Annotated in this window: 16 protein-coding genes and 4 tRNA genes; 5 read left to right on the forward strand and 15 right to left on the reverse strand. The window is 67.0% G+C overall.

Going from position 1 to position 21,645, the window contains the following annotated elements:
- The 4 genes from HZ992_RS10735 to HZ992_RS10750 all read right to left on the reverse strand — a co-directional run bounded on the left by HZ992_RS10735 (position 1) and on the right by HZ992_RS10750 (position 4,560).
- On the reverse strand, positions 1-957 hold the full coding sequence (locus HZ992_RS10735; protein ID WP_209387129.1) for an NAD(P)H-dependent flavin oxidoreductase: 957 nt from the start codon (positions 955-957) through the stop codon (positions 1-3).
- Positions 958-995: 38 nt separating this feature from the next.
- A complete protein-coding gene (locus tag HZ992_RS10740) occupies positions 996-2,789 on the reverse strand; it encodes an acyl-CoA dehydrogenase (protein ID WP_209386630.1) in 1,794 nt (597 codons plus the stop codon).
- 89 nt (positions 2,790-2,878) lie between these two features.
- A complete protein-coding gene (locus HZ992_RS10745; RefSeq protein WP_209386631.1) occupies positions 2,879-3,808 on the reverse strand; it encodes an electron transfer flavoprotein subunit alpha/FixB family protein in 930 nt (309 codons plus the stop codon).
- Between the two features lie 2 nt (positions 3,809-3,810).
- Positions 3,811-4,560 (reverse strand): electron transfer flavoprotein subunit beta/FixA family protein, encoded by a 750-nt coding sequence (locus HZ992_RS10750; RefSeq protein ID WP_209386632.1) that lies wholly within the window; start codon positions 4,558-4,560, stop codon positions 3,811-3,813.
- Between the two features lie 228 nt (positions 4,561-4,788).
- Here HZ992_RS10750 and murI point away from each other — a divergent pair, with 228 nt between their 5' ends.
- The gene (murI, locus tag HZ992_RS10755) at positions 4,789-5,559 is read left to right on the forward strand and encodes a glutamate racemase (RefSeq protein WP_245213428.1); all 771 of its coding nucleotides are present in this window, start codon (positions 4,789-4,791) and stop codon (positions 5,557-5,559) included.
- Here the strand turns inward: murI and HZ992_RS10760 are convergent.
- The 11 genes from HZ992_RS10760 to HZ992_RS10810 all read right to left on the reverse strand — a co-directional run bounded on the left by HZ992_RS10760 (position 5,556) and on the right by HZ992_RS10810 (position 17,702).
- Positions 5,556-6,857, reverse strand: coding sequence for an MFS transporter (locus HZ992_RS10760; RefSeq protein ID WP_209386634.1), 1,302 nt, complete (start codon positions 6,855-6,857; stop codon positions 5,556-5,558). The two genes, murI and HZ992_RS10760, sit on opposite strands and share 4 nt — an antisense overlap.
- 20 nt (positions 6,858-6,877) lie before the next feature.
- Positions 6,878-6,969: transfer RNA gene (locus HZ992_RS10765), tRNA-Leu, on the reverse strand.
- A gap of 50 nt (positions 6,970-7,019) precedes the next feature.
- A tRNA-Cys gene (locus HZ992_RS10770) sits at positions 7,020-7,093 on the reverse strand.
- A gap of 77 nt (positions 7,094-7,170) precedes the next feature.
- Positions 7,171-7,246: transfer RNA gene (locus tag HZ992_RS10775), tRNA-Gly, on the reverse strand.
- Between the two features lie 60 nt (positions 7,247-7,306).
- Positions 7,307-9,721: an endopeptidase La gene (lon, locus tag HZ992_RS10780; RefSeq protein ID WP_209386635.1), complete on the reverse strand. Its 2,415-nt coding sequence runs from the start codon at positions 9,719-9,721 to the stop codon at positions 7,307-7,309.
- Between the two features lie 101 nt (positions 9,722-9,822).
- A complete protein-coding gene (clpX, locus tag HZ992_RS10785; RefSeq protein ID WP_209386636.1) occupies positions 9,823-11,091 on the reverse strand; it encodes an ATP-dependent Clp protease ATP-binding subunit ClpX in 1,269 nt (422 codons plus the stop codon).
- Between the two features lie 118 nt (positions 11,092-11,209).
- Complete coding sequence (gene clpP, locus HZ992_RS10790) at positions 11,210-11,818, reverse strand: ATP-dependent Clp endopeptidase proteolytic subunit ClpP (RefSeq protein ID WP_305848843.1); 609 nt, start codon at positions 11,816-11,818, stop codon at positions 11,210-11,212.
- Positions 11,819-11,962: 144 nt separating this feature from the next.
- Positions 11,963-13,270 (reverse strand): trigger factor, encoded by a 1,308-nt coding sequence (gene tig, locus HZ992_RS10795; RefSeq protein ID WP_209386637.1) that lies wholly within the window; start codon positions 13,268-13,270, stop codon positions 11,963-11,965.
- Between the two features lie 29 nt (positions 13,271-13,299).
- Positions 13,300-13,386 (reverse strand) — tRNA-Leu (locus HZ992_RS10800).
- 33 nt (positions 13,387-13,419) lie between these two features.
- Positions 13,420-16,557 carry an efflux RND transporter permease subunit gene (locus HZ992_RS10805; RefSeq protein WP_245213429.1) on the reverse strand — a complete coding sequence of 1,046 codons (3,138 nt, stop codon included), beginning with the start codon at positions 16,555-16,557 and terminating at the stop codon, positions 13,420-13,422.
- Between the two features lie 11 nt (positions 16,558-16,568).
- Positions 16,569-17,702: an efflux RND transporter periplasmic adaptor subunit gene (locus tag HZ992_RS10810; RefSeq protein ID WP_209386638.1), complete on the reverse strand. Its 1,134-nt coding sequence runs from the start codon at positions 17,700-17,702 to the stop codon at positions 16,569-16,571.
- Between the two features lie 139 nt (positions 17,703-17,841).
- Here HZ992_RS10810 and hpnC point away from each other — a divergent pair, with 139 nt between their 5' ends.
- The 4 genes from hpnC to HZ992_RS10830 all read left to right on the forward strand — a co-directional run bounded on the left by hpnC (position 17,842) and on the right by HZ992_RS10830 (position 21,639).
- On the forward strand, positions 17,842-18,696 hold the full coding sequence (hpnC, locus tag HZ992_RS10815; protein WP_209386639.1) for a squalene synthase HpnC: 855 nt from the start codon (positions 17,842-17,844) through the stop codon (positions 18,694-18,696).
- Complete coding sequence (hpnD, locus tag HZ992_RS10820; RefSeq protein WP_209386640.1) at positions 18,693-19,529, forward strand: presqualene diphosphate synthase HpnD; 837 nt, start codon at positions 18,693-18,695, stop codon at positions 19,527-19,529. Before hpnC ends, hpnD begins: the two co-directional genes overlap by 4 nt.
- A gap of 17 nt (positions 19,530-19,546) precedes the next feature.
- Positions 19,547-20,797: a hydroxysqualene dehydroxylase HpnE gene (gene hpnE, locus HZ992_RS10825; protein WP_371816808.1), complete on the forward strand. Its 1,251-nt coding sequence runs from the start codon at positions 19,547-19,549 to the stop codon at positions 20,795-20,797.
- Between the two features lie 74 nt (positions 20,798-20,871).
- Positions 20,872-21,639 carry an IclR family transcriptional regulator gene (locus HZ992_RS10830; RefSeq protein ID WP_209386642.1) on the forward strand — a complete coding sequence of 256 codons (768 nt, stop codon included), beginning with the start codon at positions 20,872-20,874 and terminating at the stop codon, positions 21,637-21,639.
- The last annotated feature ends 6 nt before the right edge of the window (positions 21,640-21,645 follow it).

The raw sequence follows: 21,645 nt of genomic DNA on the forward strand, positions 1-21,645 counted from the left end.
TCAGGCCGCCAGCAGCCGCTGGCGAGCCGCCTGGTATTCGCGCGCCAGCCGCGCCACGAGTTCGCGCGTGGGCATCACCTTGTCGACCGCGCCGATGCCCTGCCCGCAGCCCCAGATGTCCTTCCAGGCCTTGGACTTCGAGCCCTCGCCGCCGCCGAAGCTCATCTTGCTCGGGTCGCTCTCGGGCAGGTTGTCGGGGTCGAGGCCGGCCGCGCGGATCGACGGCTTCAGGTAGTTGCCGTGCACGCCGGTGAACAGGTTCGAGTAGACGATGTCGTCCGACGTGCCCTCGACGATCGCCTGCTTGTAGGCCTCGCTGGCGCGCGCCTCTTCGGTGGCGATGAAGGCCGAGCCGATGTAGGCCAGGTCGGCACCCATGGCCTGCGCGGCCAGCACCGCCCCGCCGGTGGCGATGGAGCCCGACAGCGCAATGGGCCCGTCGAACCAGCTGCGGATCTCCTGGATCAACGCGAACGGGCTCTTCACGCCCGCGTGGCCGCCGGCGCCGGCCGCCACCGCGATCAGGCCGTCGGCGCCCTTCTCGATCGCTTTCTTCGCGAACATGTTGTTGATGATGTCGTGCAGCACGATGCCGCCCCAGCCGTGCACCGCCTCGTTGATGTCGGTGCGCGCACCCAGTGACGTGATGACGATCGGCACCTTGTACTTGGCGCAGACCTGCATGTCGTGCTCGAGGCGGTCGTTGGTCTTGTGCACGATCTGGTTGATCGCGAAGGGCGCCGCCCGCTTGTCGGGGTTGGCGCGGTTGTAGGCCGCCAGCGTTTCGGTGATCTCGGCCAGCCATTCATCGAGCTGCTCGGCCGGCCGCGCGTTGAGCGCCGGCATCGAACCGACGACGCCGGCCTTGCACTGCTCGATCACGAGCTTGGGGTTGCTGATGATGAACAGCGGCGAGCCGATGATGGGCAGCGGCAACTTGGCGAGGATGGGCGGCATGGACACGCGGGGTACTCCAGGTTCAGGTCTCTAAGGAGTCAATACGCGTCGATCGGCAGCGCCGTGACGCTCTCGCCGCCGTCGACGATCGCATCGCGCACGCCCGGCGCCTTGCTCAGCAGATGCTCCGCATAGAAGCGCGCCGTGGCCACCTTGGCCTGCAGGAAGCCCGTATCGCCACCGCCTTGTGCGAGCTGCTGCTCGGCGACGACCAGCGCGCGCGCCAGTTGCCAGCCTGCCATCAGGTTGCCGGCGAGCATCAGGTAGGGCACCGAACCCGCGAACACCGCGTTCGGGCTGGCCTTGGTGTTGCCGGCGACGAAGTCGACTACCTGCAGAAAGGCCTCGCGCGCTGCGCGCAGCCGCTTCAGCGTCGATTGCGCGGCAGCGCTGCCGCTCTTCGCCAGCGCGGCCTCGGTGTGCTCGATCTGCCCGGCAATCGCCTTGGCCGTGCGGCCGCCGTCGCGCGCCGTCTTGCGCCCCACGAGGTCGTTGGCCTGGATCGCCGTGGTGCCTTCGTAGATGGTGAGGATTTTCGCGTCGCGGTAGTACTGCGCCGCGCCGGTCTCCTCGATGAAGCCCATGCCGCCGTGCACCTGCACGCCCAGGCTGGTCACTTCCAGGCTCATCTCGGTGGAGTAGCCCTTCACCAGCGGGACCATGAACTCGTAGAAGGCCTGGTTCTGCTGGCGCACTTCCTTGTCGGGATGGTGGTGCGCGGCATCGAAGGCCGACGCGGCCGTCAGCGCCATCGCGCGGCAGCCCTCGGTGTAGGCGCGCATCGTCATCAGCATGCGCTTCACGTCGGGATGGTGGATGATCGCCGCGCTGCCGGGCAGCGAGCCGTCGACCGGTCGTGACTGCACACGGTCCTTCGCGTAGGCCACGGCCTTCTGGTAGGCCCGCTCGGCGATGGCGATGCCCTGCACGCCCACCGCGTAGCGCGCGGCGTTCATCATGATGAACATGTACTCGAGGCCGCGGTTCTCCTGGCCGATGAGTTGGCCGACCGCACCGCCGTGGTCGCCGAACTGCAGCACCGCGGTCGGGCTCGCCTTGATGCCCAGCTTGTGCTCGATGCTCACGCAATGCGCATCGTTGCGAGCCCCGAGCGAACCGTCGGCATTGACGAGGAACTTGGGCACGATGAACAGGCTGATGCCCTTCACGCCCTCGGGCGCGCCGACCACGCGCGCGAGCACGAGGTGCACGATGTTCTGCGCCATGTCGTGCTCGCCGTAGGTGATGAAGATCTTCGTGCCGAAGATCTTGAACGTGCCGTCGGGCTGCGGCTCGGCGCGCGTGCGCACCAGGGCCAGGTCGGAGCCGGCCTGCGGCTCGGTGAGGTTCATGGTGCCGGTCCACTCGCCACTGATCATCTTCGGGATGAAGGTGGTTTGCTGCTCCGGCGTGCCGGCCGTCAGCAGCGCCTCAATGGCGCCGTCGGTCAGCAGCGGGCACAGCGCGAAGCTGAGGTTGGCGCTGTTGAGCATCTCGCCGCAGGCCGCGCCGATGGTCTTGGGCAGGCCCTGGCCGCCGAAGTCCGCCGGGTGCTGCAGCCCCTGCCAGCCGCCCTCGGCGTACTCGCGGAAGGCTTCCTTGAAGCCGGGCGTGGTGGTCACCTTGCCGTCATGCCACGACGAGGGGTACTTGTCGCCTTCCCAGTTCAGGGGCGCGATGACGCCCTCGTTGAGCTTGGCGCATTCCTCGAGCACGGCCTGGGCCGTGTCGAGCCCGGCGTCCTCGAATCCGGGTAGCCGAGCCACCTCCTCGAGGCCGGCGAGTTCCTTCATGCAGAACAGCATGTCCTTGATCGGCGCGACGTAGCTCACGGTGTCATCCTCGGTGTGATTCGGGCAAGAAAAAGCCCGTCGGCCAGATACGGCGGCGAACGGGCTTCGGGTCGGGTTCGGTCAGCCGGTCAGAGCGCGGCCACCAGTTCGGGCACGGCAGTGAACAGATCAGCTTCGAGGCCGAAGTCGGCGACGCTGAAGATCGGTGCTTCCGGGTCCTTGTTGATGGCCACGATGACCTTGCTGTCCTTCATGCCGGCCAGGTGCTGGATCGCGCCGCTGATGCCGCAGGCGATGTACAACTGCGGCGCGACGATCTTGCCGGTCTGACCGACCTGCCAGTCGTTGGGCGCGTAGCCCGCATCCACCGCTGCGCGGCTGGCGCCGAGCGCGGCGCCGAGCTTGTCGGCCAGCGGCGTGAGCACCTCGTTGAACTTGTCGCTGCTGCCCATCGCCCGGCCGCCGCTGACGATGATCTTGGCCGCGGTGAGCTCGGGGCGTTCGCTCTTGGCGATTTCGTTGCCCAGGAAGGTGCTCTTGCTGCTGCCGGCCGCCGCGGCCAGGCTTTCGATCGCGGCACTGCCGCCCTGCCCCGCGGCATCGAAGCCGGTGGTGCGCACGGTGATCACCTTGATCGCGTCCAGGCTCTGCACGGTGGCGATGGCGTTGCCGGCGTAGATCGGGCGCTCGAAGGTGTCGGCCGAGATGACCTTGATGATGTCGCTCACCTGCCCGACGTCGAGCCTGGCAGCCACGCGCGGCGCGATGTTCTTGCCGCTGGCGGTAGCCGGGAACAGCAGGTGGCTGTAGTTCTTGGCGACGAACAACACCACGGCCGCGACGTTCTCGGCCAGGCCATGGGCCAGGCTCGCGTCTTCGGCGTGCAGCACCTTGGTGACGCCGGCGATGGCGGCGGCCTGCTTCGCGGCTTCGCCGGCGTTGTGGCCGGCCACCAGCACGTGGACTTCACCCCCGGCCTGCACGGCGGCAGTGACGGTGTTCAGGGTCGCGCCGCGGATGCTGGCGTTGTCGTGTTCGGCAATGACGAGTGCGGGCATGGTCAGATCACCTTGGCGTCGTTCTTGAGCTTGGCCACGAGCGTGGCGACATCGGGCACCTTGATGCCGGCGCTGCGCTTGGGCGGCTCGCTGACCTTCAGGGTCTTGATGCGGGGGGCGACGTCGACGCCGAGGTCGGCGGGCTTGACGATCTCCAGCGTCTTCTTCTTCGCCTTCATGATGTTGGGCAGCGTGACGTAGCGCGGCTCGTTCAGGCGCAGGTCGGTGGTGATCACCGCGGGCAGGCTGATGGACAGGGTCTCGAGGCCGCCGTCGACTTCACGCGTCACCTTGGCCTTGCCGTCGGCGACTTCCACCTTGGAGGCGAAGGTCGCCTGCGGCAGGTCGGCCAGCGCGGCGAGCATCTGCCCGGTCTGGTTGCAGTCGTCGTCGATGGCTTGCTTGCCCAGGATGATCAGGCCGGGCTGCTCCTTGTCGACCAGCGCCTTGAGCAGCTTGGCGACGGCCAGCGGCTGCAGTTCGTCGGCACATTCGACGAGGATGGCGCGATCGGCGCCAATGGCCATCGCGGTGCGCAGGGTTTCCTGGCACTGGGTGACGCCGCAGGAGACGGCAATCACCTCGGTGGCCGCACCCTTCTCCTTCAGGCGCACGGCCTCTTCGACAGCGATCTCGTCGAAGGGGTTCATGCTCATCTTGACGTTGGCGATGTCGACGCCGCTGCCATCGCTCTTGACGCGCACCTTGACGTTGTAGTCGACGACACGCTTGACCGGGACCAGGATCTTCATCCGGCGGGCTCCTGCTGAATTGACGTTTACGTTAATTGGATTCTAGTAGCGCGGCCGGAAGCTCCGGACGGCCCGTCGCTCGCGGCGGGGTCAAAATCGAACGATCGTTCTATTTTAGACCGGGGCGCACCGCTCGGGCAATGTCCCGACCGTCGCGGGCTAGACTGCGCGCCCCAATCCTTCACCCTGGTTCCGATGGTCACCCCTCCACCCGACGCCTGCATCGGTGTGTTCGACTCCGGCGTCGGAGGACTGTCGGTCTTGCGAGCGATCCGCCGGCAGTTGCCGTCGGCATCTCTGCGCTACGTGGCGGACTCCGCGCACGCGCCGTATGGCGAGAAGTCGGTGGACTTCATCCGCGATCGGGCCGAGCGGATCGCTGCGCACCTGGTCGGCCAAGGCGCCACGGTCATCGTCGTGGCCTGCAATACGGCCACCGCGGTGGCCATCGACGAACTGAGGCGCCGTTGGCCCGCGTGCAGCATCGTCGGCGTCGAGCCCGGGGTGCGGCCTGCCGTCGCCGCTTCGCGCAACCGACACGTCGGGGTGATGGCGACCGACGCCACCTTGCGCAGCGAACGGTTCCGCGCGCTGGTCGCGCGCGAATCCGATGGTTGCACGATGCATCTGCAGGCCTGCAGCGGCCTGGCCGCCGCCATCGAGCAGCGGGACTTGAAGGATCCGGTGCTGGCCGATCTCGTGCGGCGTTATGCGAGCGCGCTGCGCGAGGCGGGCGTGGACGCCGTCGCGCTCGGCTGCACCCACTACACCTTCGTGAGCGCAGCCATCGAACAGTCGCTCGGCGCGGGCATCCGCATCATCGACACGGCCAGTGCCGTGGCGGCTCAGGTGGCACGCGTATGCCAGGCGAAAGAAGGTGCCGGCGCCGAACCAGGCTGCAGGCTCGAGACGACCGGCGATCCTCTGCGACTGGCGCAGTTCGCCGCGCGCTGGCTGGACTTCGACCTCGAGATCGCGGCCGCGCCCGTGTCGCTCTAGCCACTCGCCTTCGCCGTGTCGATGCCGCGTTGCATGTTGACCGGCATCAGCAGGGCAAGCCCCAGTACAAAGAAGATCGCCGTGGACAAGATCGCCAGGCGATGGTTGCCGCTGGTCCACCAGGTGACAAGACCGTAGGTCACCGGCCCCACGATGGCCGAAAGACGCGTCGCGAACGTCCACAAGCCGTAGAACTCGGCGCGTTGAGCTGCCGGTGCGAACAGGCCCGCCATCGCACGCCCTGCAGATTGACTCGAGCCCATGCACAGGCCGGCAATCACGGCAGCCAGCCAGAACAGGGCCGGCCCCTGCGCGAGCACGGCAAGCACCGTCATGACGATCCATCCGGCCAGCGTGATGGCCAACGCGCGCTTGTGCCCGATCGCGTCCTGCCAGTAGCCGAAGGCGAAGGCACCGACCGCGGCGGCGATGTTGACGAGGAAGACCAGCATCATCGTCTGCGCCTGCTTGAAGCCGAGCACTTGCTCGGCGTACACGGCGGCCAGTGCGATGACCACCGAGATGCCGGCCTGGTAGCAGGCGCCGCAGGCGAGCAGCCAGCTGAAGTCGCGCAACTCGCGGGCGCGGCGCGCGGTGGCGAACAACCGCTGCATGGCGGTGCCGACGGGGTCGGCCGAATCGCGCGCAGGGCTGGGAGCCGCTCTTTCGCGCAGTAGCGCGAAGGTCGCCAGGGACGCACCGCCGTAGACCGACGCTGTGATCAGCATCGTCACCGGCACAAACTCGGTGGCCGGCAGGCCGCGTGCCTGCGCCCACAGCACGTAGCCCAGGCTCAGGCCGAGCGACAACATGCCGCCGAAGTAGCCGAAGCTCCAACCCCAACCCGACACGCGTCCCATGGAGTGGGGGCGCGCCAGTTCGGGCAGGAAGGCCGCCGTGAGCGATTCACCGTACGAGTAGCAGACGTTGGAGATCACCATTGCGATGACCGCGATCCACAGGTCGCCTCGGCCGACAGAGGCCAGCGCCACGGTGGCGGCCACACAGGCCGCCGTGGTCATCGCCAACAGCGCCTTCTTGCGCGCGTGCATGTCCGCGTAGGCGCCCAGTGCGGGAATCGTCAGCATCACGATCAGGCTGGAGGCGGCGATGACCAGCGTCCACGCCAGCGTGGCCCAGTCGGCCCCTTGCGCAGCAACACCGACGAAGTAGGTGTTGAAAACTGCCGTGAGCACGACGGTCGTGTAGCCCGAGTTGGCGAAGTCGTACATCGCCCAGCCGAACACCTCGCGCTTGCGAACGCCGTCGTTCAGCGCTTCCTGGGGAAACAGTGCCATGCGGCCTCCGGTGCATCGCGTGGTGCCCGGGACGGGGATCGAACCCGTATGCCCTCTTGCGAGAGGCGGCGGATTTTAAGTCCGCTGTGTCTACCAACTTCACCACCCGGGCGCGCCGCAGCGATTGTGCGCGACGCGGGCTCAGGCAGTGGCGGGAAGGTTTGGAGGCGCGGGCCGGAGTCGAACCGACCTACACGGATTTGCAATCCGGTGCATAACCGCTTTGCTACCGCGCCCCTGATCGACGGGTCTGAACCGCATTCTGACAAAAAAGGGAAGCCTGGGCTTCCCTTTCGCTGACCGCTTCAGAATCTGGAGCGGGAGACGAGTCTCGAACTCGCGACCTCAACCTTGGCAAGGTTGCGCTCTACCAACTGAGCTACTCCCGCGTGAGCCTCGCATTATAGGCGAGAAATCAGCCGGTTCGCAAACCGGCTGTGTTTCCCGGCTCAATGCGTGATGACTTCGCCGGCCGTGCCCGCGGGCTTGGCCGCATCTTCGGTCTTCGCCGGCTCGTCGTCGGGCAGAGGCTGCGGCGCGGACTGAAGCGCCACCTCGAGCACGCGATCGATCCACTTGACCGGCACGATCTCGAGGTGGTTCTTCACGTTCTCCGGAATATCCTGCAGGTCCTTGGCGTTCTCTTCCGGGATCAGCACCGTCTTGATGCCGCCGCGGTGCGCCGCGAGAAGCTTCTCCTTCAGGCCGCCGATCGCCGTGACCTCGCCGCGCAGCGTGATCTCGCCGGTCATCGCCACGTCGGCCCGCACCGGGATCCCAGTCAGTGCCGACACGAAGGCCGTCGTCATCGCGATGCCCGCACTCGGGCCATCCTTGGGCGTCGCGCCGTCGGGCACGTGGATGTGCACGTCGCGCTTCTCGAACATCTCATCCTTGATGCCCAGGCGCCGGGCGCGGCTGCGCACGACGGAGCGTGCGGCCTCGACCGATTCCTTCATCACATCGCCGAGCTGGCCGGTGCGGATGATCTGCCCCTTCCCGGGCATCACTGCCGCCTCGATGGTCAGCAGGTCGCCGCCGACTTCGGTCCAAGCGAGGCCGACCACTTGGCCGACCTGGTTCTGCTTCTCGGCCTGGCCATAGTTGAACTTGCGCACACCCAGGTAGTCGTTCAGGTTCTCGTCGGTGACGATCACCTTCTCGGTCACCTGCTTGAGCTGGATCGACTTGACCACCTTGCGGCAGATCTTGCTGATCTCGCGTTCGAGCGAGCGCACGCCAGCTTCCCGCGTGTAGTAGCGAATGATCCCTCGCACCGCAGACTCGGTGACTTCCATCTCCTCGTCCTTGACGCCGTTGTTCTTCGCCTGCTTCGGGCACAGGTAGCGCAAGGCGATGTTGACCTTCTCGTCCTCCGTGTAGCCCGACAGGCGGATCACTTCCATCCGGTCCAGCAGCGCCGGCGGAATGTTCATCGAGTTCGAAGTCGCGATGAACATCGTGTCGCTCAGGTCGAAATCGACCTCGACGTAGTGATCGCTGAAGGTGTGGTTCTGCTCGGGGTCGAGCACCTCCAGCAGCGCCGATGACGGGTCGCCACGGAAGTCCATGCCCAGCTTGTCGATCTCGTCGAGCAGGAACAGCGGGTTGCGCGTGCCGACCTTGGTCAGGCTCTGCAGCACCTTGCCCGGCATGGAGCCGATGTAGGTGCGGCGGTGGCCGCGGATCTCGGCCTCGTCGCGCACGCCGCCCAGCGCCATGCGAACGAACTTTCGCCCGGTCGCCCGTGCGACGGACTGGCCCAGCGAGGTCTTGCCCACGCCCGGGGGGCCCACGAGACACAGGATCGGAGCCTTCACCTTGTCGACGCGCTGCTGCACCGCGAGGTACTCGAGGATGCGGTCCTTGACCTTCTCGAGGCCGTAGTGATCTTCGTTGAGCACCTGCTCGGCGAAGTTCAGGTCGTGCTTGATCTTGGTCTTCTTGGCCCAGGGCAGGTTGATCAGCGTGTCGATGTAGTTGCGCACCACCGTCGCTTCGGCGGACATCGGCGACATCAGCTTGAGCTTCTTCAGCTCGGCGTCGGCCTTCTTGCGCGCTTCCTTGGGCATCTTGGCAGCGATGATCTTCTTCTCGAGATCCTCGAGATCCGCGCCCTCTTCACCGTCGCCCAGTTCCTTCTGGATCGCCTTGACCTGCTCGTTCAGGTAGTACTCGCGCTGGCTCTTCTCCATCTGGCGCTTGACGCGGCCACGGATGCGCTTTTCGACTTGCAGGATGTCGACCTCATGCTCGAGCTGCTCGAGCAATTTCTCCAGGCGCTTGTCGACCTCAAACAGGTCGAGCACCGACTGCTTGTTCTCGAGCTTGAGCGGAAGGTGCGCGGCGATGGTGTCGGCCAGGCGGCCGGCATCGTCGATGCCGGCGATGGAGGTCAGGATCTCCGGCGGGATCTTCTTGTTGAGCTTGACGTACTGGTCGAACTGCTGCGTCACGGCCCGGCGCAGGGCCTCGACCTCGGGCTTGCTGTCGGCCTCGGGCGGCACCGGAGTGACGTCAGCGACGAAGTACTCGCCGTTGTCGCTGATCTGATGGGTGTTGGCGCGCTGGATGCCTTCGACCAGCACCTTCACCGTGCCGTCGGGCAGCTTGAGCATCTGCAGGATGCTGGAGACGCAGCCGACCTCGAACATGTCGTCCGGCTTGGGCTCGTCCTTGCCGGCGGCCTTTTGCGCGACGAGCATGATCTGGCGGCCGGCCTCCATGGCCACTTCGAGCGCCTTGATCGATTTCGGGCGACCCACGAACAGCGGGATCACCATGTGCGGGAAGACCACCACGTCGCGCAAGGGCAGCAGCGGCAGGTTGATCTTCTCGGCGGGGAGCACGGGATGTCCGGACATTGGAAACCTCTCTTTCTCAGGCCGATCTGAGGCCCGAGGCGTCAATTGCAAGGAGCCGCACCTGCGTCACTCGGTGCGGGGCACCGGAAAGTCCGGAAACGTCAAGCGCTGGCTTTGGCCTGCTCTCGGTAGACGAGCAAGGGTTTCGCTTCTTCTTCGATCGTGTGTTCGTCGAGCACCACCTTGGCCACGCCGTCGAGGTTGGGCAGGTCGAACATGGTGTCGATCAGGGCATGCTCCATGATGGACCGCAGGCCGCGCGCGCCGGTCTTGCGCGCCAGCGCCTTGCGGGAGATGGCCGCCAGCGCCGAGGGGCGGATTTCCAGCTCGACACCGTCCATGGAGAAGAGCTTCTGGTACTGCTTGAGCAGCGCGTTCTTCGGCTCGGTGAGGATCTGCACCAGCGCGTCCTCGGTGAGCTCGCCCAGCGTCGCCACGACCGGCAGGCGGCCGACCAGTTCGGGGATCAGTCCGAACTTGATCAAGTCTTCGGGCTCGACCTCGCGGAAGACTTCCGAGACACGTCGCTCCGACTTGCCGTGCACCGTGGCTCCGAAGCCGATGCCCGAACGTTCGGAGCGGTTCTGGATGACCTTCTCCAGCCCATCGAAGGCGCCGCCGCAGATGAACAGGATGTTCGTCGTGTCGATCTGCAGGAAGTCCTGGTTCGGATGCTTGCGCCCGCCCTGCGGCGGCACCGAAGCCATCGTGCCTTCGACGAGCTTGAGCAGCGCCTGCTGCACGCCTTCGCCCGACACGTCGCGAGTGATCGAGGGGTTGTCGGCCTTGCGCGAGATCTTGTCGATCTCGTCGATGTAGACGATGCCGCGCTGTGCCTTCTCGACGTCGTAGCCGCAGTTCTGCAGCAGCTTCTGGATGATGTTCTCGACGTCCTCGCCCACATACCCCGCTTCGGTCAGCGTGGTCGCGTCGGCGATGACGAAGGGCACGTTGAGCAGGCGGGCCAGCGTCTGCGCCAGCAGCGTCTTGCCCGAGCCGGTCGGCCCGATGAGCAGGATGTTGCTCTTGGACAGCTCGACTTCGTCCTTCGTCCGGCTCATGTGCTTGAGCCGCTTGTAGTGGTTGTAGACCGCCACCGCCAGCGTGCGCTTGGCGGCATCCTGCCCGATCACGTACTGGTCGAGGATGGACTTGATCTCGGTCGGGATCGGCAGGTCGGACTTGGCGGCGCGCGCTTCCGCGCCTTCGGCCGGCACTTCATCGCGGATGATGTCGTTGCAAAGCTCGATGCACTCGTCGCAGATGAACACCGACGGGCCGGCGATCAGCTTCTTGACCTCGTGCTGGCTCTTGCCGCAGAAGGAGCAGTACAGAACCTTCTCGGTCGGGGAGCCCTTTTTGTCGGCCATGGGTTGGGTGCCTGGGAGGGTGGCGCTGGTCGAATGATAGTTGAAAAGGCAACCTGCCCTTCCCTGTGGATAAGGCCGGGAAACGGCCCTTATCCGCGCCTGGACGCCCGGCGTGCGTTCAGGGCCGCTTGGCGATCACCTGGTCGATCAGACCATAGGCCTTGGCCTCTTCCGCATCGAGGAAGAAGTCACGCTCCATGTCGGCCTGGATCTTCTCCAGCGGCTGGCCGGTGCGCTCGGCGTAGATCCTGTTCAGTTGCTCACGGGTCTTGAGGATTTCGCGGGCATGGATCTCGATGTCGGTGGCCTGGCCCTGCGCGCCGCCCGATGGCTGGTGGATCATCACTCGCGAGTTCGGCAGCGCCACGCGCTTGCCCTTGGCGCCGGCCATCAGCAGGAAGGAGCCCATGCTGGCGGCCATGCCCAGGCACATCGTCGACACGTCCGGCTTGACGAACTGCATGGTGTCGTAGATCGACATGCCCGCCGTCACCGAGCCGCCCGGCGAGTTGATGTAGAGGTAGATGTCCTTGTCCGGGTTCTCGCTCTCCAGGAACAGCATCTGCGCCACCACGAGGTTGGCCGACTGGTCGGTCACCGGGCCGACCAGGAAGATGATGCGCTCGCGCAGCAGCCGGCTGTAGATGTCGTAGGCGCGCTCGCCGCGGCCCGAGGTTTCGATGACGATGGGCACCATGCCCAGGCTGGTGGTGTCGAGCGCGCTCATGGCATTCCTTGGGGAAATGGGGTCTTCGGGGATATCGGGGTTGATTATGTGGCCACAAGAGCGGCGCTGCAGAAGCGGCGCGGGGCGCCGGCTTCGCAGCTCGGCGCCCCGCGTGACGGGTTGCTCGGTCGTCCGCCCGAGGTGTCAGCCGACCATCAGCTCGTCGAACGGCACCACCTTGTCGGTGACCTTGGCCTTGGCCAGCACGAACTCGGCCACGTTGTTCTCGATCACCACCGCCTCGACCTCGGCCATGCGCTGGCGGTCGCCCAGGTACCAGCGCACCACCTCGGCCGGGCGCTCGTAGCTCTGCGCCATCTCCTCGATGTGGGCCTGCAGCTGATCGGGCTTGGCCTGCAGGTTGTTGGCGCGCACCAGTTCGCCCACCACCAGGCCCAGGCGCACGCGGCGCTCGGCCTGCGGCTGGAAGATCTCGGCCGGGATCGGCGCGCTGTCGGCGTCCTTGATGCCGCGCTTCTTGAGGTCGGCGCGGGCCGATTCGGTCATGCGCTCCACCTCGCCGGTGACCAGCGCCTTGGGCACGTCGAGCTCGGCCACCTTGATCAGCGCGTCCATCACGCTGGCCTTGTTGCGCGCGAGCACGCGAAACTTCACTTCGCGCTCCAGGTTGCGCTTGATGTCGGCACGCAGCGCCTCGACGGTGCCGTCCTTGATGCCCAGCGACTTGGCCAGCGCTTCATTGACTTCGGGCAAGTGCTGCGCCTCGATCTTCTTCAGCGTGACGAGGAAGTCGGCTTCCTTGCCGGCCACGTCCTTGCCGTGGTAGTCAGCCGGGAACTGCAGCGGGAAGGTCTTGCTCTCGCCGGCCTTCATGCCGCGCACGGCGGCGTCGAACTGCTCGAGCATCTGGCCTTCGCCGATGATGAACTGGAAGGCCTCGGCCTTGCCGCCTTCGAAGGGCACGCCGTCGATCTTGCCTTCGAAGTCGATCGTCACGCGATCACCCTCGGCCGCGCCTTCGGCGGCGGCGCGCTGCTGGAAGGTGCGGCGCTGCTTGCGCAGGATGTCCAGGGTCTTGTCGATCGCAGCTTCGGTCACCTCGGTGGACACGCGCTCGACCTCGGCAGTACCGATGTCGCCGAGCTTGACCTCCGGATAGACCTCGAAGGTGGCGTCGAAGGCGACCTGGCCCTCGGGTGCGCCTTCCTTCTCCGTGATCTTCGGCGAGCCGGCCACGCGCAGCTTGGCCTCGTTGACGGCTTCGTTGAAGACCTGGCCGACCTTGTCGTTCATGACCTCGTAGTGCACCGAGTAGCCATATCGCTGGGCGACCACGCTCATCGGCACCTTGCCGGGGCGGAAGCCGTCGGCCTTGACGGTGCGGGCCAGGCGCTTCAGTCGAGACTCCACCTCCGACTGGATGGTGGTGGCAGCCAGCGTCAGCGTGATGCGGCGCTCGAGCTTTTCGAGGGTTTCGACTTGAACGGACATGTTGATCTCGAACTTGAGGGTTGAATGGCTGGTGCGCGGGGGGGGACTCGAACCCCCACACCATCGCTGGCGTCAGGACCTAAACCTGGTGCGTCTACCAATTTCGCCACCCGCGCGTGGGGGACGGCCTCGACGGCAAACCCGGCATTTTAGCGGGATGCCGCGAGCCGCTCCTCGCGGGCCGGTTTGACGCGGAACCACGCCGCGTACATGGCCGGCAAGGCCAGCAGGGTCAGCGCGGTCGCCACGATCAATCCGCCCATGATGGCCACGGCCATCGGCCCCCAGAAGACGCTGCGCGACAACGGGATCATCGCCAGCACCGCCGCCGCCGCCGTCAGGATGATCGGCCGGAACCGTCGCACCGCTGCCTCGACGATCGCGTCCCAGGTCGCGACGCCGCGTTCACGATCGTGCTCGATCTGGTCAATCAGGATCACCGAGTTGCGCATGATCATGCCCATCAGCGCGATCACGCCGAGCAGCGCGACGAAACCGAACGGCCGGTTCAGCAGCAGCAGCGCCGCGGCCACGCCGGCGATGCCCATCGGCCCGGTCAGGAACACCAGCACCGAGCGGCTGAAGCTGTGCAGCTGCAGCATGAGCAGCGTGAACATGATGAACAGCATCAGCGGCGCACCGGCGGCGATCGAGCCCTGGCCCTTGCTGCTCTCCTCCACCGCGCCGGCCACCTCGATGCGGTAGCCCGGCAGCATCTTCTCGCGGATGGGCCTGAACAAGGGGTCGAGCTGCGCCGTGACGGTGGCGCCCTGCAGGCCCTCGACGATGTCGCCCTGCACCGTGGCGGCGTAGTCGCGGCCCTCGCGCCACAGCACGCCCGGCTCCCAGGTGAACGAGGCCTTGGCGATCTGCGCCAGGGGAATGCTGCGCCCCGTCGTGGTCGGCACGTAGGCACTGGCCAGGTCGGTGATGGCGTCGCGCTCCTCGAGCGGCTGGCGCAGCACGATGTCGATCAGCTTGTCGCCGTCGCGGTACTGGCCGATGTTGCTGCCGCTGTTGATGGTGCGCGAGGCCTGGGCGATGGCCTGGCTGGTCACGCCCAGCGCGCGCGCCTTCTCCTGGTCGACGTCCAGGCGAAGCACCTTGACCGACTCGTTCCAGTTGTCGTTAATGCCGCGCAGGTTCGGATTGCCGCGCATGATCGCCTTCACCTCGTCGGCGTAGGTTCGCACTTTGGCCGGGTCGGGCCCGACGACGCGGAACTGCACCGGGTACGGCACCGGCGGCCCGTTGGGCAGCAGCTTGGCGCGGCCGCGCGCCTCAGGGAACTCGGTGGCCAGCAGTTCGGGCAGTTGCTTGCGCAGGCGTTCGCGCGCCGCCAGGTCCTTGGGCAGCACGATCATCTGCGCCACGTTGGTCTGCGGGAAGATCTGGTCAAGCACCAGGGCGAAACGCTCGGCGCCGCTGCCCACCCAGGTGGTGACATGGTCCACGCCTTCCAGCTTGATGATGCGCGACTCGACGCGCTTGGTGATCGCCTCGTTGGCAGCGTAGGAGGTGCCTTCCGGGTACCAGAGATCGACGAGCAGTTCCAGCCGGCTCGAGTCCGGGAAGAACTGGTTCTGCACCTTGCCCATGCCCATGAGCCCGAGCACCAGCGTGCCGATGGTCAGACCGATGGTGATCCAGCGGTGCTTCACGCACCAGTTCACCAGCGCGCGAAAGCGCGTGTAGAACGGCGTGTCGAACAGCTCGTGCGGCTCGCCGGCCACGTTGCCGTTGTCCTTGTGCTTGAGGATCAGCGTGCCGAGGTAGGGCACGAAGTACACGGACACCAGCCATGAGATCAGCAGCGCCGCCGCCGTGACCGCGAAGATCGCGAAGGTGTACTCGCCCACCGTCGATTTCGCCATGCCGATGGGCAGGAAGCCCACCGCGGTAATCAGCGTGCCGGTGAGCATGGGCATCGCCGTGGCCTCGTAGGCGAAGGTGGCAGCGCGCACCTTGTCGTAGCCCTCCTCGAGCTTGCGCACCATCATCTCGACGGCAATGATGGCGTCGTCCACCAGCAGGCCCAGCGCGATGATCAGCGAGCCCAGCGAGATCTTGTGCAGGCCCACGCCCCAGTAGTACATGACCACGAAGGTGATGGCCAGCACCAGCGGAATGGTGATGCCCACCACCAGGCCCGGCCGCCAGTCGATGCGGAAGGGCTTGAAGTGCAGGCCCAGGCTGATGAAGCTCACCGCGAGCACGATCACCACCGCCTCGATCAGCACGCGCACGAACTCGCCGACCGAGCGCGATACGACGGTCGACTGGTCCTGGAACTGGTGCAGCTCGATGCCCGCCGGCAGCTCGGCGCGGATCGTCTGCGCCGCAGTGTGAAGGGCCTGGCCGAGCTCGATGATGTCGCCGCCCTTGGCCATCGAGATGCCCAGCGCGATGACTTCGCGGCCTTGGTGGCGCACCTTCACCTGCGGCGGGTCGACGTAGGCGCGGCGGATCTGCGCGATGTCGCCGAGCTTGAAGCTCGCACCGTTGGCGCGGATCGGGAACACCTTCAGCTCATCGAGCGTGTTGAACTGCCCGCCGACGCGCACCTGCAGGTAATCGGTGGGTGAGTTGATCGTGCCGGCCGACTCGACCGCGTTCTGCTGGCCGATCTGCGCGAGCACCAGGTTGAAGTCCAGGCCCAGCTGCGCCAGGCGCTTCTGCGAGATCTCGATGAAGACCTTCTCGTCCTGTGCGCCGAACACCTGGACCTTGTTGACGTCCTTCACCTTGAGCAGCCGTTGACGCACGCGGTCGGCTTGCTCCTTGAGCTCCTGGTACGTGAAGCCGTCGGCCGACAGCGCGTAGATCGAGCCGTAGACGTCACCGAACTCGTCGTTGAAGAAGGGGCCGATCACGCCGGCCGGCAGCGTGGCGCGCATGTCGCCGACCTTCTTGCGCACCGTGTACCAGATCTGCTGCATCTCGCGCGGCGGCGAATTGTCCTTCACCTGGAAGATGATCAGCGCCTCGCCGGGCTTGGAGTAGCTGCGGATCTTGTCGGCGTAAGGCACTTCCTGCAGCGTCTTCTCGAGCTTGTCGGTCACCTGATCGGCCACTTGCTGCGCCGTGGCGCCGGGCCAGAACACGCGCATCGCCATGGCGCGGAAGGTGAACGGCGGGTCCTCGTCCTGCCCGAGCTGGAAATAGGCCGCGAAGCCGAGCACCAGCAGCACGAGCAGCAGGTAGCGAGTCAACGCCGGGTGGTCGAGCGCCCAGCGAGAGATGTTGAAGCGCGACGTCGTCGCGGGGGCGGTCGGCAGGCTGTCCACGTGCGCCCCGCTCACTTCACCGTCACCGCGGTGGCGGGCACGGCGCTGGCGGACGAGGCCGAGGGCACGCCGGGGTCGACGTAGAACTTCACCTTCTGGCCCGGGTTGAGCACGTGCACGCCAGCGGTGACGACCACCTGGCCGGCCTGCAGGCCAGCCGCGATCACGGCCTCGTTGCCATCGGCACCGGCCACTTGCACCGGCTGCGCGCGCACCGTCATGCTCGATCGATCGACCAGCCAGACGATGCTCTTGCCCTGCTCTTCCTTCAGTGCGGACAGCGGCAGTTTCACGATGCCCGCCGTCTGCGGCATCTCGACCAGCACGGTGGCCGTCTGCCCCAGCCGCACCGCGGCGTTGCCGATGTCGGCCTTGACGAGGAAGGTGCGCGTCACCGGTTCGGCCGCCGCCGAGATCTCGCGGATGGTGGCCGTCATTGGCGTCGCGTCGGCGCCCCACAGGCGCACCTTGAAGCGGCCCGGCACGCCGGCCAGTTGCTTGATCAGGCCGACCTTGTCTTCCGGCACCGAGAAGATCACGTCACGCGGTCCGTCGTGGGCCAGGCGCACCACCGGCGCCCCCGCGGCCACGACCATGCCAGGCTCGGCGTCGACCCCGGTGATCACGCCCTTCGCATCGGCCACCAGCGACGCATAGGCCGCCTGGTTGCCCTGAACGCTGTTCTGGGCGCGAGCCTGGGCCAGCTGGGCCTGCGCGGACTTCAGCGTTGTCTCGCGCCGCTCCAGTTCCGCCGAGCTGATGAAGCCCTGGTCGCGCAGGTCCTTGAAGCGCCGGAAGTCCGCCGCGGCCTGGTCGAGGTTCACCTGCGCCGCCGAGAGCGCTGCGCGCGCCGACTCCTGGCCGAGCTGGAGGTCCTGCGGGTCGAGTTGCGCCAGCACCTGCCCGGCCTTCACCACGTCGCCCAGGTCTGCCGCACGTCGAACGATCTTCCCTCCGACGCGGAAACCCAGCCTCGATTCGGTTCGTGCGCGCACCTCGCCCGCGTATTCGTGCGTGCCGCCGGCCGTCTGCGGCGCGATGGTCAGGGTGCGCACCGCGCGGATGGGGTCTGGAGCGGGCTCCTGCCTGGAGCAGGCTGCCAGCGCGACGAGGCTGGCAAGCACGATGACGATCGGCGGCTTCATGCGGATCCTTGCGGTGGGATGTCTGCAGAGTAAATGACTGACCGGTCAGTAATGTATTGGGGCAACTGTCCGATGTCAAACACGCTCAAGCAAGCAGGTGCCGAGCCAGACCGGCACGCACGCGTGGACAATCACGGCCGTGAGCGTCGACCACTACGAGAACTTTCCCGTGGCCTCCTGGCTGTGCCCTCCTTCACTGCGGCCGGCGGTGGCGGCCATCTACTGGTTCGCACGCACAGCGGACGATCTGGCCGACGAAGGCGATGCGCCGGCCGGCACGCGGCTGGCCGATCTCGACGTCTACCGGGCAGACCTGTTGGCTGTCGCAGGCGGCAAGGCCGCATCAGCTCGATGGCCACAGGTTTTCGGGCCGCTGGCGAACGCCATGCGACGTCACGCCCTCCCCACCGAACTGCTGAACGATCTGCTCGATGCTTTCGCGCAGGATGTCGTGAAGACCCGCTACGCCGACCGGGCCGAACTGCTCGACTACTGCCGCCGCTCGGCCAACCCGGTCGGCAGGTTGTTGCTGCATCTGTACGGCGTGCACGACGAGGACTCGAAGCGACGTTCGGATGCCATCTGCAGCGCGCTGCAGTTGATCAACTTCTGGCAGGACGTGGCGGTCGACGCGCGCAAGGGGCGCCTGTACCTGCCGCTGGTCGACTGTGCGCAGCACGCCGTGGACCCGGCCGACGTGCTGGCGCACAACGATTCGCCCGCCACTCGCCGCCTGATCCGCGCTGAGTGCGACTGGGCGCGCGCCTTGATGCAGTCGGGCGCCCCGCTGGTGCACCGCGTGCCCGGCCGCGCCGGATGGGAGTTGCGTCTGGTGGTGCAAGGCGGACTGCGCATCCTCGACAAGATCGCAGCGCTCGACTTCGGCACGCTGCTGACGCGGCCTCGCTTGCGCAGGACGGACGCCGCCGTGCTGGTCTGGCGCGCGCTGCAGATGCGATCGTTGCCTGCGGCCTTGGCCGGCGAAACCGCATGACGCCGCAGCAGTACGTGCAGGACAAGGCCGCGCGCAGCGGCTCGAGCTTCTACTACGCCTTTCTCTTCCTGCCGCCGCCGCGGCGGGCCGCGATCACCGCCTTCTACGCCTTCTGCCGCGAGGTGGACGACGTGGTCGACGAGGTCAGCGACCCCGCCATCGCTGCCACGAAACTGGCATGGTGGCGCCGCGAGGTGGCCACGTCCTTCGAAGGTCGCCCCAGCCATCCGGTGATGCAGGCGCTGCAGCCGATCGCCGCCGAGTTCGGCATCCGCGCCGACCACCTGCTCAGCGTGATCGATGGCTGCCAGATGGACCTGGACCAGTCACGCTACCTGGACTTCGCCGGCCTGACACGCTATTGCCATCTCGTGGCCGGCGTGGTCGGCGAGGTCGCGGCCGGCATCTTCGGCCGCACGCAGGAGCAGACAGTGGCTTACGCCCACCGCCTGGGGCTGGCAATGCAACTGACCAACATCATTCGCGACGTCGGCGACGACGCACGCCGCGGCCGCATCTACCTGCCGGCTTCCGATCTGAAGCAGTTCGACGTGAAGGCGCAGGAGATCCTCAACCGCGGCTACAGCGAGCGCTTCACGGCGCTGATGAGATTTCAGGCCGAGCGTGCGCACCGCTGCTATGACGAAGCTCTCGCCCTGTTGCCCGAGACCGACCGCAACGCGCAGAAGCCGGGACTGATGATGGCCAACATCTACCGCTCACTGCTTCGCGAAATCGAGGCCGACAACTTCCAGGTCCTGCACCAGCGCATTTCGCTGACACCGATGCGCAAGCTCTGGATTGCGATGCAGACCCATTGGCGAGGCCGCTAGTGCCGCACAGCGTCGCGGTGATCGGCGCCGGCTGGGCCGGGCTGGCCGCAGCGGTCGAGGCCGCACGCGCCGGCCACCGGGTCGCCTTGTTCGAGATGGCGCCGCACGCCGGCGGCAGAGCGCGCGAAGTGCGACACGACGGGCTCGTGCTCGACAACGGACAGCACATCCTGATCGGCGCCTACACGCAGACGCTGCGCCTGATGCGCGAAGTCGGGGTCGACACCGAAGCAGCCCTGCTGCGCACCCCACTGCGCCTCACCGAACCCGACGGCCGCGGCCTGCATCTGCCCCCGGGCCCGCCGATGCTCGCTTTTGCCCGCGGGGTCTGGGGCCGTGCCGGCTGGTCGCTGCGTGAGCGCCTGTCGCTGCTGGCCGCAGCCACGGGCTGGGCCGCACGGGGCTTTCGCTGCGATCCCGCCGCCACGGTCGAATCCTTGAGCCTCGGCCTGGGTGCGACGATCGTGCGCGACCTGATCGACCCGCTGTGCGTCGCGGCGTTGAACACGCCAGCCAACGAAGCAAGCGCCGCCGTGTTCCTTCGCGTGCTGCGCGATGCGTTGTTCAGCGGGCCGGGTTCGGCCGATCTGCTGCTGCCGCGGGTCAGTCTCGGCGACCTGTTTCCCGTGCCCGCCACGTCCTGGCTGCACCGGCATGGCGCCGTGGTGCAGACCGCCACGCGAGTCCGAGAGCTGGCCCGCGATGGAGCCGGCTGGCGCGTCGACGGCGCGGCGTTCGACCGGGTGATCCTCGCTACGCCACCTGCCGAAGCGGCGCGGCTGGTGGAGCCGATCAACGCGACTTGGTCGGCAAGCGCCGCCGCTTTCGGCTATGAGCCCATCGTCACGGTCTACCTGCAGTGCGGCAGCATCACCCTGCCCGAGCCCATGCTGGCGCTGAGGGCGGGCGACGATGCGCCGGCTCAGTTCGTCCTCGACCGGGGCCAGCTCGGCGGCCCGAAGGGGCTGCTCGCCTTCGTGATCAGCGGCGCGCGGCTCTGGGTCGAAGCCGGGCGCGACGCGACGCTCGCGGCGACGCAGCGGCAGGCCCGTCAGTCCCTCGGCCCGCTCTGGGGCGGCGCGCCCGAAGCGTGCCTCCTGATCACCGAGAAGCGCGCCACGTTCCGCTGCGTGCCCGGGCTGCAACGCCCGCCGATGGTGATCGCACCCGGGCTGCTGGCCGCGGGTGATCACGTCGCAGGCCCCTACCCGGCGACGCTCGAAGGTGCCGTGCGCAGCGCCATCAATGCTGTCGATGCCTTGGCTTGAGGACTCGAGGTTCCAGATGGCCCGAGTCGCTTTCGCCATATAAAACTCCGGGCGTTTGAGCGAGAATCCCCCGCATGTCCAAGACCGAAGAGAAGAAGCCGACGATCCAGGTGCTCGAGCGGGCTTTCGACCTGCTGGAAGTATTGGCCTCGTTCCCCGACCCCGTCTCGTTGAAAGTGATCGCCGAGCGTTCGGGACTGCACCCCTCAACCGCCCACCGCATCCTCAACGACCTGACGATCGGCCGCTTCGTCGATCGCCCCGAGGCCGGCAGCTATCGCCTGGGCATGCGCCTGCTGGAGCTCGGCAACCTGGTCAAGGCGCGCCTGGACGTACGCGACGCGGCCCTTGGCCCGATGCGCGAACTGCACAAGCTCACGCACCAGCCGGTGAACCTGTCGATGCGCCAGGGCGACGAGATCGTCTACATCGAGCGGGCCTACAGCGAACGCTCGGGCATGCAGGTCGTGCGTGCCATCGGCGGGCGAGCGCCACTGCACCTGACCTCCGTCGGCAAGCTGTTCCTGGCCAACGACGACCCTCAGCGCGTTCGCGCTTACGCCATGCGCACGGGCCTGGCGGGGCACACCCGCAACAGCATCACCGACCTGGCAGCGCTCGAGCGTGAACTCGCCCGCGTGACGCAACTGGGCACGGCGCGCGACGACGAAGAACTGGAACTCGGCGTTCGCTGCATGGCCGCCGGCATTCGCGACGACCAGGGCAACCTGATTGCGGGTTTGTCGATCTCTGCCCCGGCCGATCGGCTGGAGGAGTCCTGGCTGGAGCGTCTCAAGGCCACTGCGGGGCAGATTTCTGCCTCGCTGGGCCACCGCTCCTGAAGCGCG

It is taken from the genome of Rhizobacter sp. AJA081-3 (assembly GCF_017795745.1).
Taxonomy (GTDB): Bacteria; Pseudomonadota; Gammaproteobacteria; order Burkholderiales; family Burkholderiaceae_C; genus Piscinibacter.

Coding starts and splice junctions, on each gene's coding strand:
- HZ992_RS10735 (WP_209387129.1), bottom strand. CDS start 957: ATGCCGCCCATCCTCGCCAAGTTGCCGCTGCCCATCATCGGCTCGCCG.
- HZ992_RS10745 (WP_209386631.1), bottom strand. CDS start 3,808: ATGCCCGCACTCGTCATTGCCGAACACGACAACGCCAGCATCCGCGGC.
- HZ992_RS10750 (WP_209386632.1), bottom strand. CDS start 4,560: ATGAAGATCCTGGTCCCGGTCAAGCGTGTCGTCGACTACAACGTCAAG.
- HZ992_RS10760 (WP_209386634.1), bottom strand. CDS start 6,857: ATGGCACTGTTTCCCCAGGAAGCGCTGAACGACGGCGTTCGCAAGCGC.
- lon (WP_209386635.1), bottom strand. CDS start 9,721: ATGTCCGGACATCCCGTGCTCCCCGCCGAGAAGATCAACCTGCCGCTG.
- clpX (WP_209386636.1), bottom strand. CDS start 11,091: ATGGCCGACAAAAAGGGCTCCCCGACCGAGAAGGTTCTGTACTGCTCC.
- clpP (WP_305848843.1), bottom strand. CDS start 11,818: ATGAGCGCGCTCGACACCACCAGCCTGGGCATGGTGCCCATCGTCATC.
- tig (WP_209386637.1), bottom strand. CDS start 13,270: ATGTCCGTTCAAGTCGAAACCCTCGAAAAGCTCGAGCGCCGCATCACG.
- HZ992_RS10810 (WP_209386638.1), bottom strand. CDS start 17,702: ATGAAGCCGCCGATCGTCATCGTGCTTGCCAGCCTCGTCGCGCTGGCA.
- hpnD (WP_209386640.1), top strand. CDS start 18,693: ATGACGCCGCAGCAGTACGTGCAGGACAAGGCCGCGCGCAGCGGCTCG.
- HZ992_RS10830 (WP_209386642.1), top strand. CDS start 20,872: ATGTCCAAGACCGAAGAGAAGAAGCCGACGATCCAGGTGCTCGAGCGG.